Source organism: Aeromicrobium erythreum (genome assembly GCF_001509405.1).
GTDB lineage: Bacteria > Actinomycetota > Actinomycetes > Propionibacteriales > Nocardioidaceae > Aeromicrobium > Aeromicrobium erythreum.
In genome coordinates this window covers 607,607-627,032 of the sequence record NZ_CP011502.1, presented here as the reverse complement: position 1 = coordinate 627,032, position 19,426 = coordinate 607,607, and the positions used below count along the sequence as shown (strand labels likewise).

The window sequence follows — 19,426 nt, the reverse complement described above, 5'->3', positions numbered from 1 at the left end:
GCCTACGACCCCGACAGCTCGGCCGAGCGTCGCGCCGCCGCCCGCACGCCCGCGCGCAGGCCCTCGTCGACCCCGTGCTCGTCGAAGGTGGTGATCGCGGCGTGCGTCGTCCCGTTCGGCGACGTGACCCGACGCCGCAGCTCCGCGGGCTCGTCGTCGGAGTCGGCGAGCAGCGCCGCAGCGCCGCGCAGCGTCTGCTCCGTCAGCGTGCGCGCCGTCTCGCGGTCGAGCCCGGCGTCGACGCCGGCGTCGATCATCGCCTCCGCCAGGTAGAACACGTAGGCCGGGCCCGAGCCGGAGACGGCCGTGACGGCGTCCTGCTGCTCCTCGGGCACGACCGCCACGCGGCCACCGGTCTCCAGCAACGCCACGACCGCGGCCAGGCGCTCCTCGTCGCACGCGCGTCCGGGCGAGACGCCGAACATCCCCTCCCCGACCACCGCAGGAGTGTTCGGCATCGCGCGGACCACGGCGACGCCGTCGGCCAGGGCGTCCTCGTAGGCGGCGATGCGCACGCCCGCCGCGAGGGAGAGCACGGTGGCCGCAGGGTCGACGTGGGGGGCGACGTCCTGCACGATCGCCGCGACGTCCTGCGGCTTGACGACCACGAGCACGACGGCGGCGCGCTGGACGGCCGTGGCGGGGTCGGTGGTCTGCACGCCGTAGCGGGCGCGCAGGTCGGCGGCGCGCTCCTCGACCTTCTCGCTCACGACGAGGTCGCCGGGACGTCGGCCTGACGCGACGAACGCCGACAGCAGCGTCTCGCCCATCACCCCGCCGCCCAGGATGGCGATGCGGTCGGGGTCGGTACCGCCGGAGTGGGGGCCGCCGGTCTGGAGGTCCGTCGTCGTGCCGCTCATGGCGCCACCCTAGGCCGCGCGGCGGTCGCCGCCGGGCGCGGGCGTACCGTCGGGCCGTGCGCCGCATCGACCCGTTCCTCGTGCTGCTGCTCGGTGCCGCGGCCCTCGGCTCGTTCCTGCCGGCCACCGGCACGACGTTCGAGGTCGTGCGCACGGTCTCGACCGTCGGCATCGGACTGCTCTTCTTCCTCTACGGCGCACGCCTCTCGACGGCCGAGACGGTACGCAACCTGAAGCACTGGCGGCTGCAGCTGAGCATCCTCAGCATCACCTTCGTGGTGTTCCCGGTGCTCGGTCTCGGCACGCGGCTGCTCCCGGACTCCTGGCTCGCACCGCAGCTCGCCGCGGGGCTGCTGCTGCTCACCCTGGTGCCGTCGACCGTGCAGGGCTGCGTGGTCTACACGCGGCTCGCGGGCGGCAACGTCGCGGCGGCGGTCGTCAGCGCGTCGACGTCGAACCTGCTGGGCGTGCTCCTGACGCCGCTGCTCGTCGCGCTCCTGATGGGCGGCGAGGCACGTGTCGACGCCGGGTCGGTGCTGCGCATCGTGCTGCAGCTGCTGGCCCCCTTCGCGCTCGGGCAGCTGCTGCGTCCGCTCGTGGGGGCGTGGGTCGAGCGCCACGACAAGGGCCTGAAGCGCTTCGACCGCTCGACCATCCTGCTGATCGTCTACGTCGCTTTCAGCGAGGGCACCGAGGCCGGGATCTGGTCGGCCGTCCCCCTGCACGACTTCGCGGTCGTGGCCGTGCTGGCGGCTGCCCTCCTCGCCCTGGGGCTCGCGTGGTGCACCGCGTGGGGCCGGCTGGTCGGGTTCGACCGCGGCGACCGGGTGGCGCTCCTGTTCTGCGGGAGCAACAAGAGCCTCGCGAGCGGGCTGCCGATGGCCACGGTGCTCTTCCCGAGCGACGTCGTGGCCTTCGTGGTGCTGCCGCTGATGATCTACCACCAGATGCAGCTCGTGGTCGGCTCGGTGCTGGCCGGACGGCTCGGGAGGTCGGCGCCGGCGGCCTAGGTCGAGCGGGTCCCTACTTCCGGTGACCCGTCACGGCGAGGGCGACGCCGAGCCCGACCATCGATGCTCCACCCAGCGCGCCGACGGCCTCGCCGCGGCGGGGCGAGCGGGCGAACCAGCCGCGCAGCGCACTGGCCACGACCGCCCACACACCGTCGCTGACCAGGCCGATCGCGAAGGCGACGAGTCCGAGCAGCAGCATCTGCACCGGCACGTGGCCCGCGCCGCGGTCGACGAACTGCGGCAGCACGGCGGCGAAGATCATGAACGCCTTCGGGTTGGTGAGCCCCACCACGAACCCCTGGCGCAGGGCCGTCGGCAGCGACAGCGGGGCGCGGGTCGCGGTGCCGTCGACGTCGGTCATCGAGAGCTGCTTGCGGTGGCGGACGGCCTGCACGCCGAGCCACACCAGGTAGGCCGCACCGGCCAGCTTGACGACGGTGAACGCCAGGATCGACCGTTCCAGCAGCACCGACAGGCCCGCGGTCACGAGCAGCACGATGACGAGCAGGCCGAGCGAGTTCCCGAGGACGGTCACGAGCGCGACCGCGCGACCGTAGGCGAGGGCGCGACCGATGACGAACACGACGCTCGGGCCCGGGATCGCGATGAGGACGAGCGCGGCGACGCCGAAGGCGAGCAGCTGGTCGACGGTGATCATGCCCGCATCCTGCCCGACGGGCCGCCCACCCCACACCCCTTTTTCCGCCCCCTCCCGCTGAGCGTGACGTTTCGGGGGTGGGATCGACCGATCCACCCCGCAGACGTCACACCCAGCGGCGGTGAGGGCGGGGGTCGTGGGTCAGCGGGCGGCGTGCTCGCGGGCGAACGCGAGCGCCTCGAGCAGGTCGGCCTCGCGCTCCTGCAGGTCGACCGCCTTGCGGGTGCTGACCTCGACCACGACCTCGCCCGAGAACGACGAGGCCGCCACCTCGTGCAGGAACTCCGCGCACGGCTGCGTGCCCCGGCCGGGCACCAGGTGCTCGTCCTTCGGCGATCCCGTGCTGTCGGCGAGGTGCACGTGCGCGAGCCGCTCCCCCAGCTCGCGGGCCATCGCGACGGGGTCGTCGGCCGCGGTGGCGCTGTGGGACAGGTCGAGCGTGACGTGCGCGTACTCCTCGCCGACGGGGTTCCAGTCGGGCAGGTAGGCGTGGAACTCCCGCTTGCCGGTGCGCCAGGGGTACATGTTCTCGACGGCGAACACCAGCCCGTGCTCGTCCTCGAGCTCCGCGATGCCCTCGACGAAGCCCTTCGCGTACTCGCGCTGCCACCGGAACGGCGGGTGCACGACGACGACCGACGCGCCGACCGTGTGCGCCATCTCGGCGCTGCGCTGCAGCTTGCCCCAGGGGTCGGTGCCCCAGACCCGCTGCGTGAGCAGGAGCGTCGGCGCGTGGACCGAGACGACCGGCACCTCGTGGAACTGCGACAGCGCCAGGCACGCCTCGGCGTCGGTGCTGACCTCGTCGATGCCGACCATCACCTCGACGCCGTCGTAGCCGAGCCGCGAGGCCGCCTCGAAGCCGCTCGCCGTCGTGCCCGGGTAGACCGAGGACGTCGAGAGGGAGACGCGGAGGGGGGCGGCCATGCTCAGAGGTGCGCCAGGTGCTCGAGGAGCACGCCCTCGCGCAGCGCCCACGGGCAGATCTCGAGCTCGTCGACGCCGAACAGGTCCATGGCCGCCTCCGCCACCACGGCCCCGGCGACCATCTGGTGGGCGCGGTCGTGGGAGACGCCCGGCAGCTGCGCGATCTCCTCGACGTCGAGGTGCACGATCTCCGAGATCAGCGGACGCAGGTCGGAGCGGCGCAGCACGCGGCGCACGTACTGGCCCTCGCTCGACGACGCCGCGCCGCACATGCGCGCGAGCGAGCGGAACGTCTTGCTCGTGGCGACCGCTCGGTCGAAGTGGCCGCCGCGCAGTAGCGGGCCCGCGACGTCGGCGATGACCGAGCGTGCGTGCAGCCGCAGCTCCTCGTGCGTGCGGCCGGTGTCGAGCCAGTCGCGGGTGAGCCGTCCGGCGCCGAGGGGCACCGATCGCGCGACCGTGGGCTCCTCGTCGGCGCCCACGGCGAGCTCGAGCGAGCCGCCGCCGATGTCGAACACGCCGAGCCTGCCGGCGGACCAGCCGAACCAGCGACGCACCGCGAGGAACGTCAGGCGGGCCTCGTCCTCGCCGGGCAGCACCCGCAGGTCGACGCCCGTGGCGGCGTGGACGGCGGCCAGGACGGCGTCGGCGTTGTCGGCGTCGCGCACGGCGGACGTCGCGAAGGCGACGATGCTGGAGCAGCCGCGCTCGAGCGCCTCCGCCTTCGCCTCGCCCACGTACTTGACGAGGCGGGCGACGCCGTCGTCGGTGACGCAGTTGTCGTCACCGAGCTGCTCGGCCAGACGCAGCGGCTCCTTGAAGGAGTAGGCCGGCAGCGGGGGTCCGCCGCGGTACGCGTCGACGATGAGCAGGTGCCCGGTGTTCGACCCGATGTCGAGGACGCCCATGCGCATGCGTCCATCCTCCCACGCCGCCCGTCGGGCCGGGCTCCCCCGGCGGTTCGTAGAGTGGAGGCATGCCTGAGGTCGACCTGGGACTCCCGCGGACGTGGGTCGAGTTCGCGAACCCGGACGACGTCGACGAGGTGTTCCGCTGCGACCTGACGTGGTTGACGTCGCGCTGGACGTGCATCTTCGGCGCCGGCTGCGCGGGCATCTACGCGAGCAGCCCCGACGCCGGCTGCTGCACCCTCGGCGCGCACTTCGCCGACGCCGACGACGAGACGCGGGTGGCCGACGCCGTCGAGCGCCTGACGCCCGAGCGCTGGTACCGCCACCCCGACGGCCCGCAGCCCCTGCAGGGGGCCTGGACCGAGGTCGACGACGACGGCGACCGCAAGACGCGGGCCCTCGACGGCGCGTGCGTCTTCCACAACCCCCGCGGCTTCGCGGGCGGATACGGCTGCGCGCTGCACGGCCTGGCGCTCGAGGAGGGCGTCGAGCCGCTCACCCTCAAGCCCGACGTGTGCTGGCAGCTGCCGCTGCGCCGCCAGTTCCGCGACGTCGAGCGCGGCGACGGCACCAGCTACTCGGAGGTGCAGATCGGTGAGTACGTCCGCGCGGGCTGGGGCCCGGGCGGACACGACCTCGACTGGTACTGCTCGTCGAACACCGAGGCGCACGTGGGCCAGGAGCCGGTCTACGTCAGCAACCGCGCCGAGCTCGTCGCGCTCATGGGCGAGGCCGGCTACGCCGAGCTCGAGCGCCAGTGCGAGGACCACCTCGCATCGGGCGCCCCGAACGTCCACCCCGCGACCGCGGCGGCCCGCAGGTGAGACCACGATGACGGCCCCGCACCTCGCCCTGGTGGACCCCGGTCGTCGGGAGACGTGGGCCGTCTGGCAAGAATGGCCCATGCACCTCGACCACCTCTCGTACGCCGCCGGCCCCGCCGGCCTCGACGCCACCGTGGCCGAGCTCTCCGCGGCTCTCGGCGCGACGTTCCTCGACGGCGGCGCGCACCCGCGCTTCGGCACCCGCAACATGGTGCTCCCGCTCCGCAACCGCCAGTACGTGGAGGTCGTGGAGGTCCTCGACCACCCCGCCGCCGACAAGGCCGCGTTCGGACAGGTCGTCCGGCAGCGCTCGGAGGCCGGTGGCGGCTGGATGGCCTGGTGCGTGTCGGTCGACGACATGACCGAGGTGGAGCGGCGCATCGGCCGCCACGCGGTGCCCGGCAACCGACGTCGCCCCGACGGCTTCAACCTGGAGTGGCGCCAGATCGGCACGAGCGGCATGAAGGCCGACCCGCAGCTGCCGTACGTCACGTGCTGGGACGTGCCGACGGAGGAGCACCCGTCGCAGATGGCACCCTCGGAGATCGCGCTCACCGCCATCGAGATGGCCGGCTCGCCCCACCGCCTGTCCGACTGGCTCGGCGAGCCCGCCGTGGACGCGCTCGAGGAGATCGCGGTCGAGTGGGTCGCGCCGCACGGCCTGCCCGGCATCATGAGCGTCTCCTTCGAGACGCCCGGCGGCGTCGTCCGCGTCTGAGCCCCGCCCCCCGGCGGTAGGTCACGCGCGTCTCCCCCCCCCCGGGCGGTAGGTCACGCGCGTCGAGCCGCCCCGATGACGCGCGTAGGCGACCGCCGGACGGCATTCAGCGCCTCACCTACCGCCTGGGGAGGGAACGGCTCCGCTGTCGGACGTCGCACCTAGGGTGGGACGCATGCCCACCGCGAAGGCGCCGAAGGTCGCCAAGCCCGTCTACGCCTGCGCCGAGTGCGGCTGGACCACCAGCAAGTGGGTGGGCCGGTGCGGGGAGTGCCAGGCCTGGGGCACCGTCGACGTCGCGTCGCCGGCGGCACGCGCCGGCCGCACCGCGCCGGCCGCCACCGTCACCCCGGCGCGACCCATCACGCAGGTCGAGGTCGAGTCGTCGCGGGCCGTCTCCTCGGGCATCGGCGAGCTCGACCGCGTCCTCGGCGGCGGCGTCACGCCCGGCGGCGTGCTGCTCCTGGCCGGCGAGCCGGGGGTCGGAAAGTCCACGCTGCTGCTCGAGCTCGCCGCCCGTTGGGCGCGGCAGGGCCGGCGCACCCTCTACGTCTCGGGCGAGGAGTCGGCCGGCCAGGTGCGGCTGCGTGCCGAGCGCACCGGCGCGGTCCACGACGAGCTGTACCTCGCCGCCGAGACCGACCTCGGCGCGCTGCTCACCCACGTCGAGCAGGTGCGACCGAGCCTGCTGGTGGTCGACTCCGTGCAGACCATCGGCTCGGCCGACGTCGACGGCGTCCCCGGCGGCGTCACCCAGGTGCGCGAGGTCGCGTCCGCGGTCATCCAGCGCGCGAAGAGCGAGGGCATCGCGACCCTGCTCGTCGGCCACGTCACGAAGGACGGCGCCGTCGCCGGGCCCCGCGTCCTGGAGCACCTCGTCGACGTCGTCCTGCAGTTCGAGGGCGACCGCGCGTCGCGCCTGAGGCTCCTGCGGGCGGTGAAGAACCGCTTCGGTCCCGTCGACGAGATCGGCTGCTTCGACCTCGCCGACTCGGGTCTGGTCGAGGTGCCCGACCCGACGGGCCTGTTCGTCAGCCGGCACGAGCAGCCCGTGCCCGGCACCTGCGTCACCGTCACGATGGAGGGCCGGCGGCCGCTGCTCGCGGAGGTGCAGGCGCTGGCCGTCGAGACCAACGCGCCGTCGCCGCGGCGCACCTCCAGCGGCCTCGACTCCTCGCGCGTGGCGATGATCCTCGCCGTGCTCACCCGGCACTGCGGCGTCAACCTCTCGCGCCACGACGTCTACACCGCTTCCGTCGGCGGTGCGCGTCTCGTCGAGCCGTCCGTCGACCTCGCGGTCCTGGTCGCGGCAGCCTCCGCCCAGGCCGACCGGGTCGCACCCGCGGGCCTCGTCGTGCTGGGCGAGGTCGGGCTCGCCGGCGAGGTACGGCCCGTGCGGCACACCGCCGAGCGGCTGCGGGAGGCCGCGCGGCTCGGGTTCACGGCCGCCATCGTCCCGGCCCGCTCCGAGGGGCTCGACGACGTTCCCGCGTCGCTGCGCATCACGCAGGTGGCCGACGTCGTGGCGGCCGTGCTGGCCCTGCCGAGCGCCCGCGGACGCGTCGAGCCGTCCTGAACCTGGACCCTCCCCCTACACTGTCGCCCGTGGCCCCTCGACCAGACCTGCGCACCGTCCTCGCGGCGATCGCGCCCGGCACCTCGCTGCGCGAGGGCCTCGAGCGCATCCTGCGCGGCCGTACCGGCGCGCTCATCGTGCTCGGCCAGGACAAGGTCGTCGAGGCGGTCAGCACAGGCGGGTTCGCGCTCGACGTGCCCTTCACGGCCACGGGTCTGCGCGAGCTGGCCAAGATGGACGGCGCGATCATCCTCGACTCCGGCGCGCAGCGGATCCTGCAGGCCGCCGTGCACCTCATGCCCGACCCGTCGATCCCGACCGACGAGTCCGGCACCCGGCACCGCACCGCCGACCGGGTCGCCCGGCAGACCAGCCTGCCGGTCATCTCCGTGTCGGCGTCGATGCACATCATCGCCCTCTACCTCGACGGCACCCGCCACGTGCTCGAGGACGCCGGCGCCATCATCGGTCGCGCCAACCAGGCCATCGCCACCCTCGAGCGGTACCGCAGCCGCCTCGACGAGGTGTCCGACGCGCTGTCGGCGCTGGAGATCGAGGACCTCGTCACGGTCCGCGACGTCGCGGCCGTCGCGCAGCGCCTGGAGATGGTCAGCCGGATCGCCGCGGAGATCGACCAGTACGTGCTCGAGCTCGGCACCGACGGTCGTCTGCTCGCGCTGCAGCTGGAGGAGCTGATCAGCGGGGTCGACGCCGAGCGCGAGCTCGTCATCCGCGACTACATGCCGTCGGGGCGTCGGGGCCGGGCGGTCAGCACCGTCCTGCAGGACCTCGCCGAGATCGACTCCACCGAGCTCGTCGACCTCACGAGCGTGGCGACGGCGCTGCGCATCGGCGCCGGCGACTCCCTCGACCACCCGCTCGCACCGCGCGGCTACCGGCTGCTCGCCCGCGTGCCCCGACTGCCGCAGACGGTCATCGACCGCCTCATCGACCACTTCGGCACGCTGCAGAAGCTGCTGGCGGCCAGCATCGACGACCTGCAGACCGTCGAGGGCGTCGGCGACCTGCGCGCCCGCGGGGTCCGCGACGGCCTGTCGCGTCTGGCCGAGTCGAGCATCCTCGAGCGCTACGTGTGACGTTCGACGTCTGACGCTGACGTCGGACCGGCTTGCGCTCGGGGCGCGGGCCGGGTCCCGCGGCTGCCGTCGTCGCGACTCGCCCGTGCGCTGCCGCAGGGGGTCTGGGCTCTCTGGTGCGCTGCCTCGGCCTTCGCTGGGGGTGGCCTCCGAAAGGGCCTCGACCGGGCAGCTGGCGGCGGCGCTGGTCCGGGGTCTCGGGCTGCGGGTTCGTGCTGGGGATGGACGTTAGATTCTGCGTTCGTGCACCGGGATCCGACGCTTCTGCGTTTGCTACGTGATCCCGTCGCGAACGCAGAAGCGTTCGACCTCGCGCACGATCCACCGCCCGGACGCGCCACCGCAGAACTCCGGCCCGAGACAGCAGAAGCGAAGAATCGTGCAACACACGGGAGCCCCGACCAGGCCCCGAGAGCCGGAGCCACCTCCAGGCCCACTGCCGGTCGAGGCCCTTTCGGAGACCGGACACCGCGCCAGCTGCAGCGGCCCAGGCACGCGGAGGGGCCGACTCAGTCCCGGCTCGGCGACGCGCTCGGGGTGGGGCTGGCCGAGGCGGACGGCTTCACCGACGGCTTCACCGACGCGCTGGCGCTGGGCGTCGGGCTGGGGCTCGGCTTGGGCTTGGGCTTCGGCTGGATGAGCTTGAAGGTCGTCGCGCCCGGCTCGCCACCGAGCGTGCCGATGCGCAACGTGTAGGTGCCCGGCGACGCCCAGCCCTCGCGCGGGGAGCAGGCGGGCCCGGAACCGCGGCCCGACCACCGCGCCGACGCCGCCGTCGCCCACCCGGGGCTGAGCGCCACCGGCTCGTCGAGCAGAGCGGTCTTGCAGACCGTGGAGTCCCACACGGCGGTGTCGCCGCTCTTGATCACCGCGATGAGGTCGGTGTCGCCCGGGTCGAGCGTGCAGCCCTTCTTGGCGGTAGTCGAGATGAGCAGCTCGACGCGCACCGCCTGCCGCGCCGACTGGTCCTCCGGCACCGTGGGCGTCATCCGCACCGACTCCGGCGTGCAGGCGGTGCTGGTGTCCGTCAGGGTCACCTGGGCGTCGCTCTGCGCCGACCGCGACGGTGTCGGGCTGGGCGTCGGCGAGGCCGTGGCCGACCCGCTGGCCGAGGCGCTCGGGGAGGGCGCCGCGGCGGGACGGGCGTCGTCCGAGCCGCCGGGCCACAGCCTCACCACGAGCCAGACCACGAGCAGCACGACGGCGAGGAGGAGGAAGCGACGACGCCAGTAGATCGCCCGCGGCAACGGACGGCGGGTCGGTCGCGTGCTCACGCTCCGAGAGTAGTTCGCGTGGACGCGCGTGCGAGGATCGACGCGCCATGCCGACCCCGTCCGCTCCCCTCCCCGACGACCTCGCCGGACTGCACGACGCCGTCGTCGGCTGGTTCGACGACCACGCCCGCGACCTGCCCTGGCGCGGGACGGCCGAGGTGCTCCCCGAGCCGTGGCCGGTGCTCGTGTCGGAGCTGATGCTGCAGCAGACCCCGGTCGTGCGGGTGCTGCCGGTCTTCGAGGCATGGATGGAGCGCTGGCCGACGCCCGCCGACCTCGCCGCGGAGCCGTCGAGCGAGGCCGTGCGGGCGTGGGGCCGGCTCGGCTACCCACGACGCGCGCTGCGCCTCCACGCGGCCGCGGTCGCGATCACGACCGAGCACGACGGACGGGTGCCCGACGACCACGCCGCGCTGCTGTCGCTGCCCGGTGTCGGCGAGTACACGGCCGCCGCTGTCGCGTCGTTCGCGTTCGGCCAGCGGCACGCCGTGATGGACACGAACGTCCGACGCGTGCTGGCGCGGGTCGTCCTGGGTCAGGCGTACCCGTCGACATCGGTCACGGCCGCAGAGCGGCGACTGGCCCAGGCGCTGCTGCCCGCGGACGACGCGCACCGGTGGGCGGCCGCGACGATGGAGCTCGGTGCCCTCGTGTGCACCGCCCGAGCGCCCCGCTGCGACGTCTGCCCCGTCGCCGACCGTTGCCGCTGGCTCGCGCTCGGCCGCCCCGACCACGACGGTCCCCCGCGACGCGGCCAGGCGTGGGCCGGCACCGACCGTCAGTGCCGCGGCCGCCTCCTCGCGGTGCTGCGCGACGCGACCGACCCGGTGCCGAAGGCTGCGCTCGACGCGGTCTGGGAAGACGGCGCGCAGCGCGAGCGCTGCCTCGACGCGCTCCTGGACGAGGGCCTCGCCCAGGTGCACTCGGACGGGAAGTTCTCGCTCTAGGCTTCCCTGAGATCCGCCTGACCACGCCACCACGACTCGTCGCGCCCTGCCATCTCAAGCTCTTCGGTCGCGGAGAGGACGTGCGTGACGAATGGTTCAGGTGCTCGAACGCCGTGGTCGCGGACGTAGTGGGCCAGGCCTTCGGGCCAGACGTGCACCGCATCGCTCAGCTCGAGGGAGCCGTTGGAGACGCCACAGAGGCGACATGGTGAGGAGCCCATGCAGGCGCGTACGACGAAGCCTCGCGTGAGGTACTCGTGGACCTGATCCCGTTCCACCTCGTCCCACGTCTCATCGACGTAGCTCTGAGGCGATGGCCATCGATGATCTGCGGGCAAGCCCCCACCTTCCTCGCGACGCCAGTACCCGATCAGGATCAGATGGGGTCGAACCATCACTCCACGCTCCGTACGTCGGCGCCTCGGCGCTCATGCCCGTCCCTCTCCTCGACGGCCCGGACGAACTCGTCCGGTGGGCGGTACCGGTGACGCTCGATGTAGTGCAGGACAAGCGAAGGCGCCGAGTACACGACACCTGACACGCTCCGCACGTGGATCTCGCTCATCCCCAGGTACAACGGGGTGGGATGCCGGGGCACGTCGATGCGGATCGGCGACTCCTCGTCGCAGAAGGGGCAGTAGTGGCATCCGCGCATCAGGTGGGGCATCTCGAACGCCAGGTCGATCAGCCGCTCGACGACGTGGGCAGGGACGTCGCCGCGGTCGAAGGTGTGTGCGTCGGCGAGCCACCCGACCGCCAGCATGGGCGAGTCCGACCCTGCGTAGCGGTACGGCGACAGGTCCGGCATGTACATCGAGCGTCACCTTTCCTCGAGCTCATCAGACCATGGACGACGCCCTCGGCGCTCCCTGTCGACTGCGGAGGCGAACCAGGGCGCAACGTGGAGGCGCTCGCGACACGACGCTGGATCCCTAGTGAAAGAACTCTTCCGGAGCCGCGTCGAGGGCGTCGCGCATGTGTTGCTCCGTGACTGACGGGATGACCAGCAGTCGACTCACCGCGAAGGCCGACCGCTCGGCCACCTCTCCGCCCACGTCCTGCTGCAACCGGATCGGATCGTAGAAGACCACGCTGAAGCACTCGCCTCCCCGTTCCACTGCGGTGTCCCAGAACACACCTTTCGCCTCCACCTCCCACGAGTAGTCCGGAAAGTCCTGGGGGAGAACAAGAACGCGCCGCTTCATGGATGACACTCGATTCTCGCTGGACAGGCTTTGAACCGTCTGGAGGACCTGGGACGACACATCGGCAGTTCACGTCGACGCCGCTCCCGCCGTTCGCCGTGGCTCATTCCCGCCCGCACGGCTCACCTCTGCCAGAGTGGCCCAGGCGGCGGTGAGCGCCCGACGTCGCGTTGAAGCTTGGTGATGTCGGCACCTCAATCGGTCGCCGCCCCGTCGCTGTCGGTCCGTGCCAGGCTGAGCCACCACGCATCGTCGATCTCGGCCGCTTCGAGCCGGTCCGCCGCTTCTGCGCCTGTCGCCACCCGCAGCGCCTCTCAGAAGGCTGCCGAGGGCGGAAAGTGGTACGCGTCGATGTCATCGATGACAAGCGTCAGCACGTGGCCTCAGAAGTCGAAGGAACGGACGAGCTTCGTCTCCAGTTCCGCGTAGATGCGGAGGTATGACGCCTCGTCGAAGTCAGGCGGCAGCCAGTTGCGTTCCGCGAAGTCTTCCAGGGCTACTGAAGGCACCGTGATCCCGTACTCACGGATGTATGCCGTGGCGTCGAGACGCCAGTAGTACTGGCCGTCCGAGGCAATTGCCGAGCCGCCCGGCACAACAAAACGACTCCCGATCTCGTCCCGAGTATGTTCCGTCCACGCCAAGAACACAGGACAGCCGTCCAGGTACCTGATCACTCGGTCGCGCACAGCGGGCGCCAACGCCGGCGACTGCAGAAGGGCTTCCGCCCTCCACCGATCCGAGCCGGGCTCTTCCGCGAAAAGCCCCAGGGGCTGCAGCAACAGGTCGGACGCGCCGTCGGTCATTGGAATGCTCCCTGTAGGAGGCGCCCGGTCACCGGGCTCAGTTGGGCTTTCCTCGTGGTAGTCACGACGTCGACGCCCAGGATACGGGCAAGTTCGGCGGCGGACTCCCGACCACCGTGACACATGACCAGCCTGATTGAGCAGCCGCGCCGGTAGCCGGGGTTCTCCAGGACAGCGTCGGCAATTTGCTGAATGTGAGTTACCGACCCGTTGACGATCGGCCGGCCGGACATGGTGCCGTGAACCACAACATCGTGCAGCCCGTCGGCTCCTCGTGATCGCCCGAAATTGACGAGCGTGGGTATGTCATCGCCGATAGCGGTGGCCGTCGCGCTGTGCCTGACAGTTGCACCACTCGCCAGCAATGAATCCATGTCGACGCCAGCGGCGCCGGTGGACCGCTCCTTCAACACCCCACCCGTATTGAGTTCAGGATGGTGCGCGACAGTCGTCGGAGGGCCTCGTCTAGCGACGGGCTCAGCTAGGTTCTCGGCAGCGTCCCTCTCCAGCCGAACCGACGCCTTCCTCAGCGTGGCGCCGACGCCGATACCCGGCACCATCGCCGCGAAGGAGATCAGCGCGTTCTTGGTGTCTCCCTCGAGGAGGTAGAGGGCGGCGTCCGCTCCGTCTGCCACCTCGCCTATGCCAGGGACAAGTCCGGCGACGGCGAGGACGGTGTGGACGTCAGTGCTGTCGACGCGGCTCGAGAGCTCCGCAACGGCGGTGCCGAAGGACCTCATCGACGGTGCCAGCCGCACGCGCCTCGGCCAAGGTGCTGGACGCCGCCGTCTGCACCGACCGAGCGGCCGCCCTCACCGACCCGATGGTCGATCCCGCCGTTGCCCGCGCAGCTCCTCCCGCGGCCCTGACGGCGTTGCCCACGGAGGTCGCGACCCCTCTGACCGCCTGGTAGACCCTGGAGGCGACCTTGGCGACGTTGGAGGCAATGTTCTTCGCGAACTTCGGGATACCGAAGTGACCGTCCGGGTCGAAGACGTCGATCGGGCTGCCGTTGGCGTAGGTGTAGCGGTTCAGCGTGACCGGTGCAGTGAGGTCACCCGCCACCGTGTCCTCGCTCGTGAAGGTGCCGCTGGCGGCCGAGTACTGCCGTGCCCCCATGTCCGTGAGGCCCGTGACCGGATCCGTGACCATCGCCTGGAAGGCGAGGTCGACCGTCGGCGCGCCCATGGCGGTCGGCGTGCCGAAGGGGTCGTAGAGCGTGGCGCTCACGGGCGGGCCACCAGAGTTCGACCGCTGCACGCTGACGTCACCGTGCAGGTTCTCGATCAGGTGCGTCGACGTCGACCCCTTCTGGGTCGAACGGGCAGCCCCGGTGTCGTCACGGATGACCGCGGTCGTCGTCGTCCCTTTCTTCACCGTGGTCGCTCGGTTCGAGGTCGAGTCGTACCCGTAGGTGGTGGTGCTAGCAGTGGTCTCTCGGCTCGTGATGCGACCCAGCGCGTCACGCTCATAGCTCACCGTCTGGCCGTTGCTGGTGGCTCCCGTGAGCTCGTTGAAGGCGTTGTAGCGGTACTCGATGTCTCTCTGTGGACCCTTGACCGCCGCGAGGTTGCCGTTGGCGTCGTAGGTGTAGTCGTCGTCGCCCACGTCAGTAGGGCGGTTGGCCGCGTCGAAGGAACTCGACGTCGTCGTGGTCCCGTCTCCGCTGGACGTGCGATTCGTGTCGCTGTCCCAGGTGTAGGCGCCAACCCCGGTCGTCTGGTCTCCCTGCGTCCGAGTCCACCCGGTGAGGCGGTCGGCATCGTCGTAGGTGTAGCTCGTCGTGCCTTCGAGCGGGTGGACGATCCCGGGAAGCGTCGTCGTGATGCTGGTCGTGCGGTTGTCATCGTCATAGGTGGCGGTGAAGCTGTCGTCGCTCTCGTCCTTCAACGAGGTCACGTTGTCGTTGGCGTCGCGGGTGAAGGTCTGCGCTGCGTAGTTCGTCGCGCCGATGGTGCGGATCGCGCTGACCTTGCCGCGCGCGTTGTAGTAGTAACGCAGGTTGGTCGGCCCGAGCATGGTCTCCAGCTGGCCCAGGGCCGTGTCGTACGTGTACTGAGTAGCTTGCGTCCCGGGAAGTGCAGTGGAGGCGACGCGGCCGTCGCTGTCATAGGTGTGGGTGGTGATCCCATTCGGACTGGTGCTGGAGGTCAGGTTCCCGCGGAGGTCGTAGCCGAAGGAGAGCGCGACTCCCGCCGCGGTCGCCTTGGTGAGCCGGCCGTTCGGGTCGTACTCGAAGGCTCGAGTCTGGGCGCCCGCCGTGCGGCTCACCGGACGTCCAAGCTCGTCGTAGGCCGTGACGACAGCCGTGCCATCGGGTCTCGTGAGACGAGTGAGGTCGCCCGCTGGGCTCCACAGGTAGGCCGTCGTCTTGCCGAGCGGATTGGTGCTGGTAGCGGTGTTGCCGTTGCTGTCGTAGGTGTACTGGTAGGTGTCGCCCCCCGGGGTCGTGATCTTCGTCAGCTGGCCTGCTGCGTTGCGGGTGTAGGAGGCGGAGTTGCCGGCCGGATCGGTGGCGGTGGCGAGGAGGTCGTTGCCGTCGTACGTCCAGACGGTGGCGTGTCCGAGCGGAGACGTCTCCCTCGTGCGGTTGTCTGCGCCGTCGTACGCGTAGGTCGTCGTCTTCCCCCGCCCGTCCTTCGACGACGTCAGGCGACCACGTGCATCGAAGGTGCGGACCAAGGTCTGGTCGCCTTGGGCGCGGGTGATCTGCTGTCCCCGCCCGTTGTAGGTGAAGGTCGTGTCGTACGTGCTGTAGGAACCCCGCCGGTCTTGCGTGAGCCGTCCGGCTGCGTTGTAGGTGAGGGCCTGCCGGACGCCGCTCGGGCTGGTGATGGTGCGCTGCCGGCCCTCCCCGTCGTAGGTGATGACCGTGGAGTTGCCTGCAGGGTCGGTGAGGACCGCCGGACGACCGCCGGCGTCGTACGCGTACCGGGTCTCGGCACCGACGGGGTCCATCGTCTTGATGACCTGGCCGAGGTCGTCGTAGGTCGTCGTCGTCTGGCCTCCCAGGGGATCGGTGGTGACGCGCGGCCGATTCAGTGCGTCGAACGAGTGCTGCCAGTGCGCGCCCCTCCGATCGGTCTGCGCCGTGAGGTTGCCTACAGCGTCGTACCCGAACGTCTCGTGGCTGTCGTCCGCGTGGTCACGCCGCACGATGCGGTTGAGGTCGTCGTAGGTGGCCGTCGTCACCGATCCGGTCTCGTCCGTCTGGCGGGTGCGGTTTCCCGCCAGGTCGTAGCCGTAGTGCCGCGTCCCCCCACGAGGGTTGGTCTGCGAGGCGAGCATGCCGTCATCGTCGTAGGCGTACGTCGTGCTCTTGCCTTCACCGTCGCGGCGCTCCACGACGTTGCCGTTGGTGTCGACGACGGTGACGTCCAGAAGCCCGACGCCGTCGGTGCGGGTCGTCTTCCTGGCGGCGTCGTCGTACGTGTAGGTGATCGCCGCGCCCGTCGCGTCCTTCGTCTGGGTGACGCGGCCGACCTTGTCGTACGTCGCCGTCGTGGCGTTGTTGAGCGGATCGATGGTCGACGTCGTGTTGCCCGCGAGGTCGTAGGTCGTCTTCCACACCGCGCCGGTAGCGTCGGTGTGAGCGGTGAGCTGTCCGGCGGCGTCGTAGGTGTAGCGTCGGGTGGCTCCATCGGGGGTCTCGATCTTCGTCGGCTTGCCGAGACGGTTGAACGTCGTCTGGGTGACGTGGCCGAGCTGGTTGGTGGTCCGCATGGGCCGGCCAGCAGGGTCATAGACGACCGTCGTGGTGCTCTGGTCCGGGAAGGTCGTCGTCGTGGGACGTCCGTCCGAGTCGTACGCACGAGCGATGGTCCGGTCGAGCGGGTCCTTCATGGACTTCGGTCGCCCGAGACTGTCGTAGGAGAACGTGGTGGTCTGGCCCGCCGCGTCGGTCGTCCTGCTGACCCGACCCTGGGTGTCGTACCCGTAGAAGCTGGTCTTGTCTCGCGGGTCAGTCACGCTGAGAAGGTTGCGGTCGTCGTCGAAGGTGGCGACGTACACCCCACCGCGCGGCGTGGTGACTCGTCGTAGCTGGTCCCACGCGGTGTAGGCCATCGACCGCGTCTTCCCCCGCGGGTCCGTGTGCTCGGTGATCAGGCCGCGTGCGTCGTACTGGAACTGGTCGATCCCGCCCAGAACATCGGTCTCGTTCCGAAGATCTCCGTTCGCCTCGTAGACGAAGGTGCGGTCGCGACTCTCCGGATCCGTGATCTTCGTGACCTGTCCGCGCGAGTTGTGCGCGAAGCGCCAGATGCCACCGTCTGGCGCGGTCGCCTTCTCGAGCCGACCGTCGACGTCGTACTCGTACGTCGTCTCGCCGCCATCCGGGGCGGTCTGGCGGACCGGATCGTTGCGGTTGTTGAAGACGGTGCTCGTGGTTCCGCCGACGGCATCCACCTCTCGAACCGGGTTCCCGTTCCTGTCGTAGAAGGTCGAGCTCACCTGCGGCGCGTAGCCGGTGACCTCTCGGTCGGGCACACCCTCGACGGCGACGATCTGTCGTCCGTCGCCGTCATAGACGACGTGTCTGCCAGCACCTCCGCGCGTGCGTTCCTCGACGAGTCGTCCGTACTCGTCGACGACCTGATCGATCTTCGTGTCGTCGGCGAGCGTGACGGTCCGCTTGGATCCGGTGTACGTGATGTCGGCACGGCCGCTGCCCTTCTGCTTGATCCACGAGACGCGACCTTCGGCGTCGTACCCGGCCTCCAGCGCCACCACCCCCTGAGGCGTGGTGACTCGTGTCAGGTTGCTCCCTGCGTAGTCGTACGTGGTGGCCTTTCCGTCGACCCCGGTCACGGAGACCAGTCGGCCGTCGCTGTCGTGGGCGTAGGTGACCTGACGTCCCTGGCTGTCGCTCACTGAAGAGATCCGCCCAGAGCTGCCCCTGACGTAACGGATCTCCCGTCCCGAGACTCCCTTCACCTTCGAGACGCGCCCGTCCTGACGATCCACGTCGATCTTGTGCCCGGGGTCGCCGAGCGTCATCGAGGTGAGCTGTCCGGAGGGGTCGAATCGATAGCCGGTCTTGTCAGGAGTGCTGACGTCGCTCCCGGTGCTGTCCTCGGCGAAACGCGCCGCCACTCCTCTGGACGGAGAGAAGCCCGCTGCAGGGTCGAGCCCGAAGGGCACCTCCGACGAGTCTCCGAAGGTCATCGTGGCTACGTCGCCCACCTTCGACAGTCCCTGCGAATAGGACGAGCGCCATCCGACTCCTGTCCCATCCGCGGACGGCTCGCCCGAGCTGTAGACGCGATTGGCCGTGAGCTGCTGGCCAGCGTCCTGCACCACGAAGTCATCCGCCGAGACCCGAAGAACGCCGCTGTACGTGTCGACTGGGCCGAAGGTCGAGTGATAGGGCCGGGCGAGCGACCTGGGCAGTGCCGACGCGGGAGGAGAAGAGAGGGCAGGGACGGTGCCCCCGTAGATCCAGCCGGTTCCCTTGCGGAGATAGCCGCGGTCCGGACACAGGACCTGCTCCGTGGCGATCGGTGGCTGATACGCGGCCACCTCATCGTTGGTGAGGCACGTCGGCAAGACCTCGTGGTTGATGTCGCGGCCGAACCAGTTGGGTCCGAACTCGTGGAGACCCGTGTTCGAGTACCCGATGTTGCCGATGCCGCCGAGCAACGCGTTGAACCGGACATCGATGTCGGAGGCACGGGGACGGGTGCTCACGCTCGTTCCTCCGGCAACGAGCTCGTCATCCAGCTGGTTGAACCGCACCTGCATGTCTTTGGGCTCGATCGTGTAGAGAGCGGCGACAGAGAAGTCGCCGTCGAAGTCGTTTCCGACGATCTCGCCACCAGCCCCACCCAGTCCGGAGACGCCGCACTGAGACCTCGCGAAGTAGTTGTCGTAGATGCCCGTAAACCCGCGCTTCCCCGGAGCGCCCAACGTGATCCCCATGAAGCGGGAGTCCGTGATGCGCGAGTTGGAAACGACGACGCGCGAACCTGAGCTAATCTCGACCGTGCCGTAGGCCTGGCAGGTGACACCGCTGCCCGCCCCTCCGTACCGGAGCGTCGTGTAGTCGATGACTGACGTCGGCTGCGATGAACCGGCGGAGATGCTGATCGACTGCCAGTCCCCTCGGCCGGGCGACGTCGCAGTGCCGTCTCCGTTGTCGTCACCACCGACGGTGTCGTCCTTGAAGGACGTGATGCGCACTCGGTCCTCTGGTGTCCCCAGCGACAAGATCTGTCCGAAGACGACGATCTTCGATGATGTCGTCTTGAGCTTCACGACCGTGCCAGGGAGAAGGGTGAGGGACACTCCTGCGTTGACGGTCACCTGACCGTCGAGCAGGTAGGGGGAACCCGCCGGCCCCCACACGGTGTCCTTCGAGATCGTGCCCGACACGGCCGTGGGGCCCTGACCACCAGTCTCGACGTAGTACGGCGCCGGCGTGACTGCCGCGGGCGGGCTGGGAACGACCGCAGCGGCCTGCGGCGCGCTGCCGAGAAGCCCACCTACGAGAGATGTCAGGACACCGGCGACGACCATACGCCGAACGCCGCGAGACATCACTGCAGTACCGATCATCGTCACTCCCTTTCGCGATGATGACGAGATCCTTCAGCATCCGCGTGCCTCGCGC

The 19,426-nt window shown here is 70.6% G+C and carries 16 protein-coding genes; 6 read left to right on the top strand and 10 right to left on the bottom strand.

Annotated elements, in window-relative coordinates:
* Window positions 1-2 precede the first annotated feature (2 nt).
* Window positions 3-860: a pyrroline-5-carboxylate reductase gene (gene proC / locus Aeryth_RS03060; protein ID WP_083516214.1), complete on the bottom strand. Its 858-nt coding sequence runs from the start codon at window positions 858-860 to the stop codon at window positions 3-5.
* 56 nt (window positions 861-916) lie between these two features.
* Between proC and Aeryth_RS03055 the strand changes: the two genes are divergently transcribed.
* Window positions 917-1,870 (top strand): bile acid:sodium symporter family protein, encoded by a 954-nt coding sequence (locus Aeryth_RS03055; RefSeq protein WP_067854510.1) that lies wholly within the window; start codon window positions 917-919, stop codon window positions 1,868-1,870.
* A 13-nt stretch (window positions 1,871-1,883) separates the two neighbouring features.
* Here the strand turns inward: Aeryth_RS03055 and Aeryth_RS03050 are convergent, their stop codons facing one another.
* From Aeryth_RS03050 to Aeryth_RS03040, 3 genes are all read right to left on the bottom strand, one after another.
* Window positions 1,884-2,531, bottom strand: a complete 648-nt coding sequence (locus tag Aeryth_RS03050) for a LysE family translocator (RefSeq protein WP_067854507.1) — start codon at window positions 2,529-2,531, stop codon at window positions 1,884-1,886.
* 141 nt (window positions 2,532-2,672) lie between these two features.
* Complete coding sequence (locus Aeryth_RS03045; protein WP_067854505.1) at window positions 2,673-3,458, bottom strand: sugar phosphate isomerase/epimerase family protein; 786 nt, start codon at window positions 3,456-3,458, stop codon at window positions 2,673-2,675.
* Between the two features lie 2 nt (window positions 3,459-3,460).
* Window positions 3,461-4,372, bottom strand: coding sequence for a Ppx/GppA family phosphatase (locus Aeryth_RS03040; protein WP_067854501.1), 912 nt, complete (start codon window positions 4,370-4,372; stop codon window positions 3,461-3,463).
* A gap of 62 nt (window positions 4,373-4,434) precedes the next feature.
* On the opposite strand from Aeryth_RS03040, the gene Aeryth_RS03035 reads away from it, so the two are divergent.
* The 4 genes from Aeryth_RS03035 to disA all read left to right on the top strand — a co-directional run bounded on the left by Aeryth_RS03035 (window position 4,435) and on the right by disA (window position 8,584).
* Window positions 4,435-5,193, top strand: coding sequence for a DUF3109 family protein (locus tag Aeryth_RS03035; protein WP_067854498.1), 759 nt, complete (start codon window positions 4,435-4,437; stop codon window positions 5,191-5,193).
* A gap of 79 nt (window positions 5,194-5,272) precedes the next feature.
* Window positions 5,273-5,911, top strand: coding sequence for a VOC family protein (locus tag Aeryth_RS03030; RefSeq protein WP_067854495.1), 639 nt, complete (start codon window positions 5,273-5,275; stop codon window positions 5,909-5,911).
* Window positions 5,912-6,086: 175 nt separating this feature from the next.
* The gene (gene radA, locus Aeryth_RS03025; RefSeq protein WP_067861261.1) at window positions 6,087-7,487 is read left to right on the top strand and encodes a DNA repair protein RadA; all 1,401 of its coding nucleotides are present in this window, start codon (window positions 6,087-6,089) and stop codon (window positions 7,485-7,487) included.
* Window positions 7,488-7,516: 29 nt separating this feature from the next.
* Window positions 7,517-8,584 carry a DNA integrity scanning diadenylate cyclase DisA gene (gene disA, locus Aeryth_RS03020; protein ID WP_236749804.1) on the top strand — a complete coding sequence of 356 codons (1,068 nt, stop codon included), beginning with the start codon at window positions 7,517-7,519 and terminating at the stop codon, window positions 8,582-8,584.
* Window positions 8,585-9,093: 509 nt separating this feature from the next.
* Here the strand turns inward: disA and Aeryth_RS17570 are convergent.
* Window positions 9,094-9,858 carry a hypothetical protein gene (locus tag Aeryth_RS17570; protein WP_144433647.1) on the bottom strand — a complete coding sequence of 255 codons (765 nt, stop codon included), beginning with the start codon at window positions 9,856-9,858 and terminating at the stop codon, window positions 9,094-9,096.
* A gap of 47 nt (window positions 9,859-9,905) precedes the next feature.
* Between Aeryth_RS17570 and Aeryth_RS03005 the strand changes: the two genes are divergently transcribed.
* Window positions 9,906-10,805, top strand: coding sequence for an HhH-GPD family protein (locus Aeryth_RS03005; protein ID WP_067854486.1), 900 nt, complete (start codon window positions 9,906-9,908; stop codon window positions 10,803-10,805).
* 394 nt (window positions 10,806-11,199) lie between these two features.
* On the opposite strand, the gene Aeryth_RS02995 is transcribed toward Aeryth_RS03005, so the two are convergent.
* The 5 genes from Aeryth_RS02995 to Aeryth_RS02975 form a co-directional block, all read right to left on the bottom strand.
* Window positions 11,200-11,619 (bottom strand): DUF7919 family protein, encoded by a 420-nt coding sequence (locus tag Aeryth_RS02995; RefSeq protein ID WP_067854483.1) that lies wholly within the window; start codon window positions 11,617-11,619, stop codon window positions 11,200-11,202.
* A gap of 118 nt (window positions 11,620-11,737) precedes the next feature.
* Window positions 11,738-12,010 (bottom strand): hypothetical protein, encoded by a 273-nt coding sequence (locus Aeryth_RS02990; protein ID WP_144433646.1) that lies wholly within the window; start codon window positions 12,008-12,010, stop codon window positions 11,738-11,740.
* Window positions 12,011-12,393: 383 nt separating this feature from the next.
* Window positions 12,394-12,816: a hypothetical protein gene (locus tag Aeryth_RS02985; protein ID WP_067854477.1), complete on the bottom strand. Its 423-nt coding sequence runs from the start codon at window positions 12,814-12,816 to the stop codon at window positions 12,394-12,396.
* The gene (locus Aeryth_RS02980) at window positions 12,813-13,556 is read right to left on the bottom strand and encodes a hypothetical protein (RefSeq protein ID WP_067854474.1); all 744 of its coding nucleotides are present in this window, start codon (window positions 13,554-13,556) and stop codon (window positions 12,813-12,815) included. Before Aeryth_RS02980 ends, Aeryth_RS02985 begins: the two co-directional genes overlap by 4 nt.
* Entirely contained in the window at window positions 13,501-19,188 is a 5,688-nt protein-coding gene (locus Aeryth_RS02975) for an RHS repeat-associated core domain-containing protein (RefSeq protein ID WP_067854470.1), read from the bottom strand. Before Aeryth_RS02975 ends, Aeryth_RS02980 begins: the two co-directional genes overlap by 56 nt.
* Window positions 19,189-19,426: the final 238 nt, after the last annotated feature.